This window comes from Herbaspirillum sp. UBA812 (genome assembly GCF_002296545.1).
GTDB classification, from domain to species: Bacteria; Pseudomonadota; Gammaproteobacteria; order Burkholderiales; family Burkholderiaceae_D; genus Herbaspirillum; species Herbaspirillum huttiense.
In genome coordinates, this window is record NZ_DBIC01000066.1 from 1 (window position 1) to 15,169 (window position 15,169).

Annotated in this window: 12 protein-coding genes and 2 pseudogenes; 7 read left to right on the forward strand and 7 right to left on the reverse strand. The window is 60.3% G+C overall.

Going from position 1 to position 15,169, the window contains the following annotated elements; genetic code table 11:
• The 4 genes from B3873_RS04150 to B3873_RS04165 form a co-directional block, all read left to right on the forward strand.
• A partial coding sequence (locus B3873_RS04150; protein ID WP_286864187.1) for an SDR family NAD(P)-dependent oxidoreductase occupies positions 1-646 on the forward strand: 646 nt, incomplete at its 5' end.
• A 239-nt stretch (positions 647-885) separates the two neighbouring features.
• A complete protein-coding gene (locus B3873_RS04155) occupies positions 886-2,175 on the forward strand; it encodes an MFS transporter (RefSeq protein ID WP_121042928.1) in 1,290 nt (429 codons plus the stop codon).
• A gap of 95 nt (positions 2,176-2,270) precedes the next feature.
• Positions 2,271-2,996, forward strand: coding sequence for an SDR family NAD(P)-dependent oxidoreductase (locus B3873_RS04160; protein ID WP_286864191.1), 726 nt, complete (start codon positions 2,271-2,273; stop codon positions 2,994-2,996).
• 205 nt (positions 2,997-3,201) lie between these two features.
• Positions 3,202-3,996, forward strand: coding sequence for an IclR family transcriptional regulator (locus B3873_RS04165; RefSeq protein WP_286864193.1), 795 nt, complete (start codon positions 3,202-3,204; stop codon positions 3,994-3,996).
• Between the two features lie 27 nt (positions 3,997-4,023).
• Here B3873_RS04165 and B3873_RS04170 read toward each other — a convergent pair whose 3' ends face one another.
• Together B3873_RS04170 and B3873_RS04175 are read right to left on the reverse strand one after the other, a co-directional pair.
• Positions 4,024-5,643: an alkaline phosphatase D family protein gene (locus B3873_RS04170; RefSeq protein WP_276837744.1), complete on the reverse strand. Its 1,620-nt coding sequence runs from the start codon at positions 5,641-5,643 to the stop codon at positions 4,024-4,026.
• A gap of 242 nt (positions 5,644-5,885) precedes the next feature.
• Positions 5,886-6,716, reverse strand: a complete 831-nt coding sequence (locus B3873_RS04175; RefSeq protein ID WP_286864214.1) for an oxidoreductase — start codon at positions 6,714-6,716, stop codon at positions 5,886-5,888.
• A 205-nt stretch (positions 6,717-6,921) separates the two neighbouring features.
• Between B3873_RS04175 and B3873_RS04180 the strand changes: the two genes are divergently transcribed.
• From B3873_RS04180 to B3873_RS04190, 3 genes are all read left to right on the forward strand, one after another.
• Complete coding sequence (locus B3873_RS04180; protein WP_286864197.1) at positions 6,922-7,824, forward strand: AraC family transcriptional regulator; 903 nt, start codon at positions 6,922-6,924, stop codon at positions 7,822-7,824.
• A gap of 239 nt (positions 7,825-8,063) precedes the next feature.
• Positions 8,064-9,266 (forward strand): ammonium transporter, encoded by a 1,203-nt coding sequence (locus B3873_RS04185; RefSeq protein WP_145607035.1) that lies wholly within the window; start codon positions 8,064-8,066, stop codon positions 9,264-9,266.
• Positions 9,267-9,610: 344 nt separating this feature from the next.
• Positions 9,611-10,366 (forward strand): hypothetical protein, encoded by a 756-nt coding sequence (locus B3873_RS04190; RefSeq protein WP_286864201.1) that lies wholly within the window; start codon positions 9,611-9,613, stop codon positions 10,364-10,366.
• Between the two features lie 69 nt (positions 10,367-10,435).
• Here B3873_RS04190 and B3873_RS04195 read toward each other — a convergent pair.
• From B3873_RS04195 to B3873_RS04215, 5 genes and pseudogenes are all read right to left on the reverse strand, one after another.
• Positions 10,436-10,555 (reverse strand): annotated as a pseudogene (locus B3873_RS04195) (methionine synthase); the annotation flags it as partial.
• A 283-nt stretch (positions 10,556-10,838) separates the two neighbouring features.
• Positions 10,839-12,734: a hypothetical protein gene (locus tag B3873_RS04200; protein ID WP_286864203.1), complete on the reverse strand. Its 1,896-nt coding sequence runs from the start codon at positions 12,732-12,734 to the stop codon at positions 10,839-10,841.
• Positions 12,731-13,114, reverse strand: a complete 384-nt coding sequence (locus B3873_RS04205; RefSeq protein ID WP_209569300.1) for a GtrA family protein — start codon at positions 13,112-13,114, stop codon at positions 12,731-12,733. Before B3873_RS04205 ends, B3873_RS04200 begins: the two co-directional genes overlap by 4 nt.
• Positions 13,115-13,125: 11 nt before the next feature.
• The gene (locus B3873_RS04210; RefSeq protein WP_286864206.1) at positions 13,126-14,082 is read right to left on the reverse strand and encodes a glycosyltransferase family 2 protein; all 957 of its coding nucleotides are present in this window, start codon (positions 14,080-14,082) and stop codon (positions 13,126-13,128) included.
• A 625-nt stretch (positions 14,083-14,707) separates the two neighbouring features.
• Positions 14,708-15,169 (reverse strand): annotated as a pseudogene (locus B3873_RS04215) (MFS transporter); the annotation flags it as partial.

Below are 15,169 nucleotides of genomic sequence, written 5' to 3' on the forward strand. Positions count from 1 at the left end.
ACGCCTGGCCGCGGGCGGCGCGCAGGTGGTCGTGTGGGACCAGCAGCATGACGCGGCCTCGCCCTATCGGCAAGAAAGCCTCGACATCACCGACGCCGCTGCGGTCATGCAGGCCGCACAGCGATTGCTGGGCGACACCGGGCGCATCGATTTCCTCATCAACAACGCCGGTTACGCCGGTCCGACCGTGCCGCTGGACGAGTATGACGTGGGTGAGTGGCATCGCATCGTGCAGGTCAACCTGCTGGGTGTCTTCCATGCCTGCCGCAGCGTGACGCCGGCCATGCGCGCCGCCGGGCGCGGACGCATCGTCAACATCGCCTCGCTGGCCGGCAAGGAAGGCACGCCCAATGCCTCGGCCTACAGCGCCGCCAAGGCGGGCGTACTGGCGCTGACCAAGTCCTTGGGCAAGGAGCTGGCCGAGACCGGCGTGCTGGTCAACGCCATTGCACCGGCCGCCGTGAAGACCGCACTGCTGGAGCAGATGTCGCCGGCCCATGTGCAGACCATGATCGCCAAGAGCCCCATGCATCGCCTGGGCAGCGTCGATGAAGTCGCCGACATGTGCGCATGGCTGTGCTCCGGTTCCTGCAGCTTCAACACCGGCGCCGTGTTCGATCTTTCGGGCGGACGCGCAACTTACTGAGCGGCTTGCCGCTCGGCCACCAGAATCATCCGGGCAAGCAAGGATCGCATGCCGGGGCAGGCAGCCGCCGCCCGGGCAGCGCCGGACGAGCAACACGCAGGGACGGACTCCACACCGTCCTCAAGACTGCATCCTTGCATGACGCTTCGAACCTGTCCTCGACAGCGAGCTGCGCGACAGACGCAGCCGTTACGAAGCACGCCAATGGCAGCACATCATTCACACTGGAGACGCACACCATGGAAGTCCAAAAGGAAAAGAGCCCCCGGCTCAAACGCATACAGCTCGTGGCACTGAGCTTCCTGATGCTGGCCGGCATCGTCAACTACCTGGACCGCAGCACGCTGTCCATTGCCAATCATTCGGTGAGCCAGGAGCTCAACCTCTCGGCCTCGCAGATGGGCCTGTTGCTGTCGGCCTTCTCGCTGGCCTATGCCTTCTCGCAACTGCCCATCGGCGCCATGCTCGACAAGTTCGGCGCGCGCGTGATGCTGGGCGCGGGCATGTTCGTCTGGTCGCTGGCGCAACTGGCGGGCGGCTTCGTCCATACGCTGCAGCAATTCCTGGTGGCGCGCGTGTTCCTCGGCCTGGGTGAAGCGCCGCAGTTCCCGGCGGGAGCCAAGGTGGTGTCCGAATGGTTCGCCATGCGCGAGCGCGGCGGACCGACCGGCATCTTCGTGGCCTCCTCCACCATTGGCCCGGCACTGGCCCCGCCCATCCTCACGATCCTGATGCTGTCCTTCGGCTGGCGCATGATGTTCATCATCATGGGCCTGCTCGGCATCGCCGTCTCGGTGGGCTGGTACCTGTTTTACCGGAATCGCAACGAAGTCCAGCTCACCCCTTCCGAAGTGCTCTATCTCGCCGATGACCACGACCAGGATCCCAACGCCAACGCCAAGCTGAGCTGGGCCGAATGGAAGAGTCTGTTCACCTACCGCACCACCTGGGGCATGCTGTTCGGCTTCATGGGCGTGATCTACATGGTGTGGCTGTACCTCACCTGGCTGCCCGCCTACCTCGAACATGAACGCCATCTCTCCATCGCCCGCACCGGCTGGGTGGTGGTGATCCCCTACATCTTCGGCACGCTCGGCATGCTCTCCTCGGGCTATATCGCCGATGGCCTGATGAAGCGCGGCATGCCCGCCATCCGCAGCCGCAAGTGGCCGATCTGCGCGGGGCTGATCGGTGCCGGTGCCTTCACCATTCCGGCCGCCTACACGCCCAGCACCACCATGGCCATCGTCTACATCTCGCTGGCCATGGCCTTCGTGAACATGGCCTCCGGCGGTGCCTGGGCGCTGGTGTCGGTGGCCATTCCGCGCCGCCTGGTGGCCTCGCTGGGCAGCATGCAGAACTTCGGCGGCTATCTCGGTGGCTCGCTGGCACCGGTCATCACGGGCGTGGTGGTGGACCAGACGCACTCCTTCGTCAATGCCCTGCTGATCAGTGCCGCCGTGGCCTTTGCCGCTGCGCTGGTCTACATGTTCGTGGTGGACAAGCCGATCGAGGCGCACGCCGCATGACGCAATGCTTCATGCCCCAGTAGCCTGACCCGATGCCGCCGCCCGCTGGTAGCGGCATCCAGCCAGTCTCCTGCCACTCACCAGAAGGAACTTTCATGAGCTTCATTCCCGACCTGCTCCGGGGCAAGACCGCCCTCGTCACCGGCGGTACGCAAGGCATAGGCGCGGCCGTTGCACGTCAGCTCGCCGCCCTGGGCGCGCACGTCATTGCCGCCGGACTGCCACCCTTTGCGCATGCGCAATTCGAGGGCAGCGGCATCACCCTGGCGGAGATGAACGTGGCCAGCGAGGACAGCGTGCGCGCGGTGCTGGCGGGCCTCACGCAACTCGATATCGTGGTCAACTGCGCCGGCATCATCAAGCGTGGCGAGGAACTGGAAACGGATGTCTTCGAGCAGGTCATCGCCGTGAACCTCACCGGCACCATGCGCGTCTGCGCTGCCAGCCGCGACCTGCTCAAGCAATCCGGAGGCTGCATCGTCAATACCGCGTCCATGCTCAGCTTCTTCGGTGGCGGACTGGTGCCGGGTTACAGCGCCAGCAAGGGCGGCGTGGCGCAGCTGACCAAGTCGCTGGCCATCGCCTATGCGGCTGACGGCATCCGCGTCAATGCGGTAGCCCCCGGCTGGATCGCCACGCCGCTGACCCAGGCCCTGCAGGATGACCCGGTGCGTGCCGGCCCCATCCTCGCGCGTACGCCGCTGGGCCGCTGGGGCAAGCCGGAAGACATCGGCAATGTCGTGGCCTTCCTGTGTTCGCCGGCGGCCTCCTTCATGACCGGCGCCATCGTGCCGGTCGATGGCGGCTATCTGGTGGCCTGAGGCCAACGCAATCTTTTCACGTGCAATGCCATTTGCCCGCGCCGGCTCCAGACGGCGCGGGATTTTTTGCATATGGGCTCGGCTATAATCTGGCCCGAAATCAGTACGGAATTCTGTACGAAATTCTGTACGGATTTCCGTACTGAATCTTGTACGCAATCCTGCCCCTGTCCTTGATCCACTCCTGCCCCACGATCCCGCGCTCATGCCCGACCACGACAAACAAGCTGACGACAACAAGATCGCGGGCACTGCCGCCTTCTCCAAGTTCATGGCTGTACTGCAGCTGATCGCCGATCAGGAAGCGCCGCTCTCCATTGCGCAACTGGCGGCGCTGTCGGGCTATCCGCGTCCGACGGTGTATCGCATCCTGGGCGCGCTGATGGCCGAGGGCATGGTGGTGGAAAACCCGCGCAGCAAGCAGTATGAAGTCGGCCCGCGCCTCATCCATCTGGCCAGCCGTGCCTGGGACCGCAGCGACATCCGCACCACGGCCATCGAGTCGCTGCGCCAGCTGCGCGACATCACGCGCGAGACCGTACACCTGGCCGTGCCCAGCGATCACAGCATGGTCTACATCGAGAAACTGGAAAGTCCCCAAGCCGTGCGCATGGATTCGCGCATCGGCACGCGCGTGACCTTGTATTCGAGTTCAGTGGGGAAAGCCTATCTGGCCGGGCTGGCGCAAGCGCAGCGCGAACGCCTGATGCGCACGCTGCATCTGGAAGCCTTCACATCCAACACACACACCACGCTGGAGGCGCTGCGCGCCGATGTCGAAGAGACACGCGCGCGCGGCTACGCCGAAGATCGTGAAGAAAACGAAGCGCAGATTTTTTGTTACGGTGCCGCCATCGTCGGTGCCGATGGCGTACCGGTGGCCTGCGTGAGCGTGAGCATTCCGCTGTATCGCCGCCTGCCCGATGCGCAGCAGGCGTATGTGACACCGCTGCTGCAAGCCTGCGCGAACATCTCGCGCAAGCTTGCCGGACCGGGCTGAGTCCGGTCCGATTCGCTCCGCAGGCGATCAGGCCTCGGGCGGCAATTCCACCTTGTAGATTTCCTTGCCGTCGGTGTTGTGCAGCGTGACGGTGAGGGTCTTGCTCTTGGCGTCGATCTTGCCGATGCCGAAGAACTGCAGCAGCTCGGCCGGCGAACGGTTCTGCTTCATGTCCGCCGGGATGCTGACGAAACGCACATCCGGACCAAAGGTGCGATCGATCTCGCCCGGCCCGAAGGTCCCCGCATTGATGGGGCCGCCGACGAATTCCCAGAAGGGCTTGAAGTCGGTGAACTGCGCACGCTCGGGCGCGTAGTGCGTGGCTGATGCGTAGTGCACATCGGCGGTCACCCACACCACGTTCTTGATGTCGTGCTGCTTGATGAAGCGCAGCAGTTCGGCTACTTCCAGTTCGCGCCCGGAGGGCTTGCCGTTGTCGGCATTGGCCCAGGCCTCGAAGGTTCCTTGGGGCACATCAGGGTTCAGGTCCGGCACCACGATGGAGAGCGGCATGTCGCTGGCGATGAGCTTCCAGGTCGAGCGCGAACGCAGCAGCGCCTGCTTGATCCAGCGCATCTGCTCGGGGCCGAGGAAGTCGGCATCATGGCCGCCCTTCTGGCGATTGGGCGAATTGCGGCCACGATAGCTGCGTTCGTCCAGCATGAACACGTCCAGCAGCGGACCGTGGTTGAAGGCACGGTAGATGCGGAAGGGATCGGCGCTGTCGATGCGGAAGGGATTGTGTTCGAACATGGCCTGGCGCGCGCGGGCGGCGAGCACGTCGATGTTGCGTTCGTCGTAGCGCTTTTCGGCGGCACCGATCACCTGGCCGGGATACCAGTTGTTACGCACCTCGTGGTCATCCCACTGCACCAGGAAGGGCACCTCGGCGGCGAAGCGGCGCTTGTTGGCGTCCAGCATGTTGTAGGCGAAGTTGCCGCGATAGTCGTCCAGCGTCTGCGCGACCTTGGATTTGGCTTCGGTCACCACGTTGCGCCACAGCGTTCCGTCCTCCAGCTTCACTTCGGCCTGGATGGGGCCATCGGCATAGATCTGGTCGCCCGAGTGGATGAAGAAATCCGGACGGAAGCGGCGCATGCTTTCATATACGCGATAACCGCCCCACTGTTCGTTGATGCCCCAGCCCTGGCCGGCTTCGTCGCCCGAGAAGGCGAAGGTGATGTCGCGCGCCTGGGCAGGCGTGGTGGCGGGCAGCATGAGGCTGCCGGTCAGCGGTTCGCTCAGGGCGGACTCATGCACCAGGTCCTGGAAGCGCACGCGGTAGTAGACACGCTGGCCGCCAGGCAGGCCGCGCAGGTCGACGCGGGCAGTGTAGTCCTCACGCGCCAGTGCGGTGGGACCGGCGATGCGCACCGGGTTGCTGAAATCCTCGCGGGTGGAATACTCGACCAGCATGCGCGCATTGCGGTCGGCGCGTGCCCAGATCATGGCGCTGTCGCGGGTGACATCGCCGCTCATGATGCCGCCGGGGAATTGCGGGCGCAGGCGCTCGGAAGTGACGATGGCGGGGGCGGCGGAAAATGCGGCCGGTGCGGCCAAGGTGGTGGTGGCGGCAATCGTCGTGACTGCGCTGTCGCGCAGGAAGCGGCGGCGGCTGTGGTCGGCTGGCGGGTTGCGGTCTGGCATGGCGACTCCTGTGAGGGTGAGGGAAAGAGTGACGAAGACACGGGGGCTTGCAATCTAGCAACCGAATATGACCGTCCGATGAAACCCTGCTGACCAGTCCTGACCGCAGAAACATGCAGCGCTCTTCTCGTAAAAAATGCGGCCCTCGGGCCGCATGATCTCGCCTCTTCCCGATGGATAGTGTCGGGTTCGATCCCTGCATCACACTATCTCAACGACATCGGACTCTCACGCAAGATCGTTCACCGGAAATCCGTTGATGCCGAGATCGTTTCCCATGCGTCGATTTCCTCGCCCATTCGCGCCAGCTTTTCGCGCACCAGCTTGACGGCATCACTGCCCAGCAGGAGATGGACCGGCGCGTTGGCATCGCCGGCAATGTCGAGGATCACCTGCGCCGCCTTGGCCGGGTCGCCGAGCTGGTGTCCGCTCTTGGCCTGGCGTGCCGCACGGATCGGATCGATCACGGCGTCGTAATCCGCAATGCTTCGGGGCGAGCGCACCATGGAGCGCCCTGCCCAGTCGGTACGGAAGGAACCGGGCGCCACGGCGGTGACCTTGATGCCGAACGCCGCCACTTCCTTGGCCAGGGTCTCGGAAATGCCTTCCAGGGCGAACTTGCTGCCGCAGTAATAGGCGATACCCGGCATGGTGATGAATCCGCCCATGGAGGTGATGTTGATGATGTGGCCGCTGCGTCTTGCACGCATGGTTGGCAGCACGGCCTTCATCATGGCCACGGCACCAAACACGTTGACATCGAACTGGTGCCGCATCTCTTCAAGCGAGGATTCTTCGAGCGCGCCTTCATGTCCATAGCCGGCGTTGTTGATCAGCACATCCACCGGAGCCAGGTGCTCGGCCGCCGCAGCAATGGCGGGGAAATCGGTCACATCGAGAACGATGGCCGTCGCCCTTGCGGGATCAAGCTGCTCGAATTGCTCTTTGGCGGCTTGGCTGCGCACTGTGCCTGTTACTGAATGGCCAGCCTGCATGGCCGCATCCGCCAGCGCCCGGCCAAAGCCCGAGCTCACGCCCGTAATCAGGAAATGCAATGTCTTGGAATTTTTCATGAGAATCCTTGTAGCTCCTTGATGGTGGCCTCTCCCGGAGGCCGAAGCAGCTTCCCGACGCAGAGGACGATGGCTGCCATCATAGGCAGGACTCCACAAATCCACCATGTCGGTTAGCATGTGGTGTTTGCCTAAACCTATGAGATTGCTCATGTCGGGAAGCACGAAGAAATCCGCGCAGAAAAAATCGAATGTGCACCAGCGCATGGTGCAGCTGCTCACCGAGCTCGCCCCTGACGAGGGCTACAACCTGTCGCTGCTGCCGGATGTGCGCTTCCTCAGGTCCAACCGTGCATTGAGTGAAACGCCGGTCCTCTATGAGCCGGGCATCGTGGTGGTCGTGCAGGGACGCAAGCGTGGATTCCTCGGCGGGCAAACCTATCTCTATGATGCCCGTCACTACCTGGCTGTTTCGGTACCCGTCCCGTTCACGATGGAAACCGACGCCACAGAGAAGACGCCTTTGCTGGCGATCTATTTCCGGCTGGATTTTCAACTGCTGGCTGAAGTGCTGGTGCAGATGGACGATGCTGACCTCTCCGCCCATCCGCAGACCATGTTCGCGACCCGGATGGATGCCAGCATGTGCGCCTCCGTGTTGCGTTTTCTGGAAGCGATGCGGGTGCCGATGGAAGCCAGGATCCTGGGCCGTTCACTGGTGAAGGAGATCTACCTGCGTGTACTCACGGGCCGGCAAGGTGCCTCCATGCGCGCCGCACTGCGCACTGACGGGCAGGTTGGAAAAGTGGCCAGAGCCATCAGGAAGATCCATGCCGCCTACGCGGACAAACTGGATGTGGAGCAGCTCGCGCACGAGGCCGGAATGAGTCCGCCTTCCTTCCATGCGCATTTCAAGGCGGTCACCGCTACCTCGCCGATGCAATACCTGAAATCGACGCGCCTGCATCAGGCGCGTCTGCTGATGCTGCGCAATGGCCTGACGGTGGCCGAGGCCAGCGCACGCGTCGGCTACGAGAGTGCATCCCAGTTCAGCCGCGAATTCAAACGCCTGTTCGACCTGCCGCCGACGCAAGAGGTGGCGCGGATGAAGGATGCGTATGCGCTGCCCGATCCGGAACCGTCGGCGCTGTTCGTGTCATCGCACTGACTCGGCTCTCAGGGAGCATTCCGAAGCCCGGCAGGTCTGCGCACCAAAATGCAGCCGGCCTTTGAAGACGCGCCTCGTCTTGCACACTCTTCGTGCAACCCAAAGAATGAATATAGGCTGATGCACCTGAAAAGTTCTTTAAAATCAGTCGACTGCAAAATAATCACCAAAATGGAACGGAAATTGCTTTAGTCGTGGCTTTCAAGCATTTTCTTGCACACTTTTTGGGAGATTTTCTGGTGGACGATCACAAAAACGGCGCAGACGCCCTCTTCATTTTGCTGGGGGCGATCATGATCCTGGCCATGCATGCCGGCTTTGCCTTCCTGGAACTGGGGACGGTGCGCAAGAAGAACCAGGTCAATGCCCTGGTGAAGATCCTGGCCGACTTTGCGGTGTCGACCATCGTCTATTTCTTCATCGGCTATTACGTGGCTTACGGCGTGAGCTTCTTTGCCGGTGCCGAAACGCTGGCCGAGCGCAGCGGTTTCGAGCTGGTGAAATTCTTCTTCCTGCTGACCTTCGCGGCGGCCATCCCGGCGATCATCTCGGGCGGCATTGCCGAGCGTTCCAAATTCAATCCGCAGCTGATCGCCACGGCGGTGCTGGTGGGACTGGTCTATCCCTTCTTCGAAGGTATCGCGTGGAACCAGCACCTGGGCGTGCAAGCCTGGCTGGCGGCCACCTTCGGTGCCGAGTTCCATGACTTCGCCGGTTCCATCGTGGTCCACGCGGTGGGTGGCTGGATCGCGCTGCCTGCGGTCCTGCTGCTGGGCGCACGCCGTGGCCGCTACAGCAAGGAAGGCGCGGTGGCGGCGCATCCGCCCTCCAACATTCCTTTCCTGGCCTTGGGTGCGTGGATTCTGACGGTGGGATGGTTCGGCTTCAACGTGATGAGCGCGCAGACCTTGGACAAGATGAATGGCCTGGTCGCCATGAATTCGCTCATGGCCATGGCCGGCGGCACGCTGGTGGCGCTGCTGATGGGCCGCAACGATCCCGGCTTCGCCTACAACGGCCCGCTGGCCGGCCTGGTGGCGGTGTGCGCGGGCTCGGACCTGATGCATCCGCTGGGTGCACTGGTCACCGGCGGCATTGCGGGGGCGATTTTCGTGTGGATGTTCACCCGCACCCAGAACAAGTGGAAGATCGACGATGTGCTGGGCGTGTGGCCGCTGCATGGCCTGTGCGGTCTGTGGGGCGGACTGGCGGCGGGCATCTTCGGCTTGCAGGCACTGGGCGGACGCGGTGGCGTGTCGTTCATGTCGCAACTCATCGGCAGCGTCATGGGAATCGCCATTGCGGCAGCGGGCGGATGGATCGTCTATGGCTTGTTGAAGAAGGCAGTGGGGATACGGCTGGATCCGGAGCAGGAATTTGAAGGGGCCGATCTGGCCATTCACAAGATTTCTTCTACGGCGGAGAGGGAGACCAGCTGGTAAGACAGTGACAAGCAACAATGAAATCTGGTGAGCCCATTCGAATCGATCGGACTCCTCGTGACTGAAATAAAACTACAATCACCAAAGCGTCGACGCTTTTGAAAAGGCCACCATTCGGTGGCCTTTTCATATGGAAAATCGATTGCAGCCAGGCCCCCCATCTGCCCCCTCTCAAGGAGTGGTCAATGCACTGATCAGAATGAGAATGATCAGTCAGTGATTTGAAAGCCAGAGGCCGTATGATCGCTGCAGCTGTTTTGCCATCACAGCACTAGCAATGCATTGACCGCATACATCTGCGCGACGCCAATTGCACAACAACAACGACCTCACGAGGATACTCGATGATAAAAACCCATCCCATCATCGGCTATTTTGCTGCCAGCGCATCTCTGCTGTGCGCCAGTGCCAGTTACGCCCAAACTGCCGATGCGCCATCGTTGCAGGAGGGTGATGCCTGGGTCTATCAAGCCACCGAAGAACAAAACACGGCAGGCATACTCGGCTCTACCACCAAGAAATGGGACGTCGCCATTGTCCGCTCCGGCAGCAAGACCATGGTCATTTCCGCCAAGGCGGAAGACTCCAATCTGCCACCCAAGGAATTGTTGCGCAATGCCGACTGGGCCGTGGTGCAAAACATCAATGGCAAGAATACCGTTACCAATCGTCCCTATGATTTCCCGCTCAAACCGGGCAAGACCTGGAAAGTGGAATACGATACCGCCAACCCTGATGCACGCACGAAGGTGCAGCACATCACCAAAAATTACACGGTCTTGGGCTGGGTCGATATCAAAGTACCGGCCGGCACCTACCATGCAATCAAAGTGGAAATGGAAGGCGAATGGAGCAAGGAATTCAATCCGACTGCCGCCGTCGCCACTTCCACCGTCACCAGCAGCCAGGCTGGTTCAGTGGCCATTTCCGCCAGCCGAAACGCCAGCACGCAACAGTCGGCCAGCGGCAGAATGTACGACGCGTTCTGGTATGTTCCCGAACTCAAAACTCACGTCAAGTTGATTACCGAAAACTACCAGGCTGGCGGTGCCTTGAATAAACGCGTGACCGAAGAATTGGCAGCATCACCAGTACATTGATCTGCTCGCGCAAATTTCAGGCCCCCAGCTCCCTGCGCACCATCTCCGCCACGCCCTCAACGCACTGAGCTTGCCGCAGATGAGTTCAATCAGATGCATCGGCTCGCGCGCGTTGTGGCATTCCAGCGAGACGATGTCGATGTTCGATGCTTGCAGCTTGGGGAGGGCCTCCTCATACTGCCGCTTCTCCATTTGCCCTCCTCTCCGTTGCTGATTGGAGGCGGTCATCCAGTCACGGCCCCCTATTCCGTCCTCCTGAGGCCAGGCACACCTGTTTCAGGCTCTTTTTTCCTTTGCAGTTTTGAGCGCTTAGACACGCGCTTCACCGTTCAGCACAAGAACAAAAGCGGCTCGCAGAAATGCGCGCCGCTTTGTGGCGTTCCCTGGATCAAGTCGGTACGGCTTATCGCGGAGGGGTTTTCGATCTCCAAGACAATGCTTGGACAATTAATGCCCAAGCACCAGCACTGCCTCATTGTCCAGAGGGCCGGGAAGCGACATTGAGCGGCAATACCGGACAGTACTGATATAGACGCTTTCCGCCTCCCAGACCCGCCGAGTAAGTCACGCACGACTCTGCCTGCAGCGTCAGTCCGTAAGGCTGCAGAGCCAGCTGGGCTTTCTCCTGCTCCAGCTTATTGGCAGCATCGATATTGATCTCTTCCCCCGTTAGTACCACTCGACAAAGAAGTCCCGCCTCGCTCGGTGTTGCCGCTATAACGCTAGCGCGCAAACGAGTGTTTTGAGCGACCCATTTCAGGAGAGCACATCCAGATTCGCTGTTGACCAGTCCGATTTGTGCCGCGATATGATTGACGCGATCAGACCGTTCCTTCAATTCATCAGTGATCCCTTGGAAAACGGCAAACGTCTGTCGCTCCGGATAACGCGTCATCTCCGAAACAAGCTTGGGAAAGGCTGGGCCTCTCGGGAAATTTCCTACAATCTGCGTGAATGAGACCTCCTTGGGAAAGCCGAGTGCCAACCATGACCATGGCGGGTCTCCTTCGGTGATCACCACCGTAGTACGCGCCGGATCGGCAATGGGGGGGACCTCGATATGTACTCCCTGTTCCCCCCATGGCTCATAGCCCCAGGTCTTGATGCCCCCCAGAAGCACAACCATCACCGCGCATCCGAGCAACCAAATGGCAGCGGTACGCGCGCGGAGATAAGGCAGCAGCTGTCGCAGCAGCAAGAACACCACCAGAGGTGCGATAAGTTCTATCGGCACCAGATAGCGGTAGATCCCGAACAGCTTGGTCCATAAAGCGAATCCCAGCACTACAACCCACAGCAGATATCTGGCGGGCCAGTTGAGCGAGGGCAACGACCGGCCACGCCAGAGCCACTTGAAGGCCAACAGTATGAACAGTCCATAGACAAGGGCCCAGATGATCTGGCGCACTGCCACCTGGCCTGTATTGCGGGAATCCCATGAAATGATGAAGGGCCACAGAATTTGACGCCAAAAGCCTTGGGGTATCCACTTGACGTCCGCGACACTCATGGAGGTAGCCAAGGAATTGGGGAAGAGGCTGCCGAATTGAGGAAACAGGGGATTACCGAACGTGTGCCACATCACGTAGAACCAGTATCCGGACGTCAGTGCCAAGCCGCATAACACGCCGATGCCGAACACGAAAGCAACTGCCAGTCGTCTGAACGCGCTCCCCGGCAGACTCAGCAGGCCAGCACAGAAAGCGACCGCATAGATGCCATTGGTGAGTTTCAGCCCCATGCCGGCACCTACCAGGGCACCCGCCGCCATCAGGATTGCATACGATGACCTGCTGGCCGTAGAGATGCGATCCTGCTGATGAACGATGAGCGACAACGAGGCGAGGCAAAACAACGCCGTCATATTGTCCCCCATCGAGTTGCCCAACTCCGACAGGAAATTGACCGTCAAGCAGCCCGCCACGGCCAAAAGCAGCGGAACACGATGGATATCTTTATCTGGCAGATCCGGCAAAACCTTGCGGCAAATACCCAAAACCAGCACAAAATTCAAACCATGCAGGGCCCCCATGAGGAATGACAGCAGCCAGCCAGGCAGATGCAGCACGCCAAAGTAATACGGAATATCGAGAACTGGATTAAAGAAGTTCTGAAACCCGCCAGGAGCAAAGTCGATACTCAGTTTGCCGTTGAGCAGAGCATGTACGTTGTAAAGGTGATAGTTGTACAGATCCCAGCTTGCGTCAGTGCCGCGCGTCATGGACCAGACACCGAACAGAAGAGGCATCAGCCATGCCCCACGGATGCACGCTTGAGGAGTATTGAGATCAATGCTGGCAATCCGCTTTGCAAAATCCCGCAAGCTGGAGCGAGTACGGCGCTTACCTTCGGACGGACGCATCATCATTTTTGTTCAGATCTGAAAACCCAGAATTTGGAAAAGAAGAAATTCCACAGCATCGCCATTCCAGTGCCAACCGCGACACCAAGTAATGGTGTCCAGCTACGCACTGGAGCGAAGTGCATCGTTGCGGCATAGGCGGAAAAATTGATCGCACCGCCGAGCATCATGGCCCAGCAATAGCGCCACCATTCCTGCCACAGCGAGCGCGGCACCTGATCGCCATAGTTGAAAGTGATTTTGCGGTTGATCTGCCAAGTCACGAATACGGCAGAGAAAAATGACATCGCTCGCCCCAGGTAGAGCCCTGCGCCGAGCGAAGTGGCCAGATAGAGTACACCCGCGTCAACGACGAATCCGAGTGCCCCCGCCATCGCAAAACGCATGAACTGGCGGCTCAGCACCTTGCGTCGGTCCCTTCTTCCCGGGGCCCTGGAATCGACAGGTAAGCAAAACGCTTGGCCTCGGTCCGGCCGTGGGTGACGGTATCGAGCACGATGCCACACACAAGCATGATGGCACCGAACAAGACCAGTGCCGCGCATAACAGGGCGGTGGGAAGACGCGGGACCAGGCCAGTGGTGAAATAAGTCTCGAAGATCGGAGTCGCCAAGCCGATGGACAAGGCGATGCAGACAAAGAAGGCGATGGAAAAAGCCGGCAGGGGCTTCTCTGTCTTGAACAGCGACAAGATCATGTACAGGATGCGAATGCCGTCCCGGTAGGTATTGAGCTTGCTGACCGAGCCCTCTGGCCGCGCCTTGTAGTTGGTGGGAACTTCCAGGACTGGCATACGTAGCTCCAGCGCATGCACGGTAAGTTCGGTCTCGATCTCGAAACCCATCGAATGCGCCGGAAAGGACTTCACATAGCGGCGGGAAAAGACCCGATAACCGGATAGCATATCCTTGAAAGTCTGGCCGAAAATGACGCCCACGCATTGGGTCAACAGAACATTACCAAAACGGTGGCCCGCACGATACGCGGCATGTTCTTGCGTCTGGCGCATCCCCACGACCATGTCCAGGCAATTATCGGCCAGCAATTTAACCAGCTCTGGCGCTTGCGCGGCATCGTAGGTATCGTCGCCGTCCACCATGACATAGATATCAGCCTCGACATCGGCAAACATCCGGCGGATAACGCTGCCCTTGCCCTGATAGGGTACCTCACGAACGATCGCGCCTGACGCTCGGGCAACTTCGATGGTTCTGTCACGGGAGTTATTGTCAAAAACGTAAATCCGCGCTCCAGGCAAAGCACGTGAGAAATCTTTAATGACAGCTTCAATCGTGGCTTCTTCGTCGTAGCACGGAATGATTACAGCGACATGCGTATAGCGCGGATCAGACATGGTGAGGGAAAGGGGACGCCACTTGGGCTATGGTCGAAATGTGCGAAAGTATAGCGGAGATTGGCATTTGTACTTTGGCGATTTGAATTGACGAATCGTCTACTTCGTATCGCTATCGTTTATCCACCACCGTCAGAGCACGGAATAGAAGACCGCTTCTGGCCGTCAGGAAACCTTAAACTCGAAGCCCCTGATTCGCCTCACGGAATTCAGCTTGCTTGATCAGCTTCCTTCGTTGTGACCCAGATTTTAGGCGCTGAAGAATGACAGACTTTATTGTCAATTTTCAGCAGTCATTGCCAACAAAGGCGGTCCTGACTCAAGACACCCGCATACCTCGTCGCCACCGCGACATCGGATGAAAAGCAGCCGCCCAGATCCATACGCACCAGCCAGCCGTTCACCCGGCGCGAGAGAACGCACGCAAACACGCACTGACCACTGCGGCTGCAGCTACTGCAAACGCTGCCAACAAAACGGTGGCCTGCCAACCGCCGCGCAGTGCGAGGCTCCCCGCGATGGCCGTTCCCCCTGCGCCAGCACCGTAATAGAAGAACAGATACGCAGAATTCAGACCCCCGGAGCGCAAGGGATCAATGGCAACGACGCCAGCCTGATTGGCCACTTACGCGGCAAAACATCCCGCGTCGAAAATGGCCAGCGCCATCAGCGTGGCCGGCACATGATCAAGAACGACGCCCAAGGTGCCCGCCGCAAGTGATGCACAAAGCAGACCGCAGACCATCACGCGGCAATTCCCGAACCGGTCTGCCAGCCTGCCGGCAATCCGCGTCATGGCAAGGCCCGTCAGTCCGGCGAGACTGTAGAGCCCGATGCTCGCGGCATTCAGATGATAGGGGGGCGCGGCCAGACGCACGACCAGGCCCACCCAGATCAGATTGAAAGCAAAAAACCATAGCATCCCGGCGCAGATGCGCAGCCGCAGTTCCCTCGATTGCCGCAGCAGGGATGGCAGCGCACGCAACGTCGAAAAGTATCCGATGTGACCAACTGGCCGCTGTGCCGACAGCAGCGGGAAAACGCAAAGACCGCACACGGCCGTCAAGGCCGCCAATACCAGCAGCGC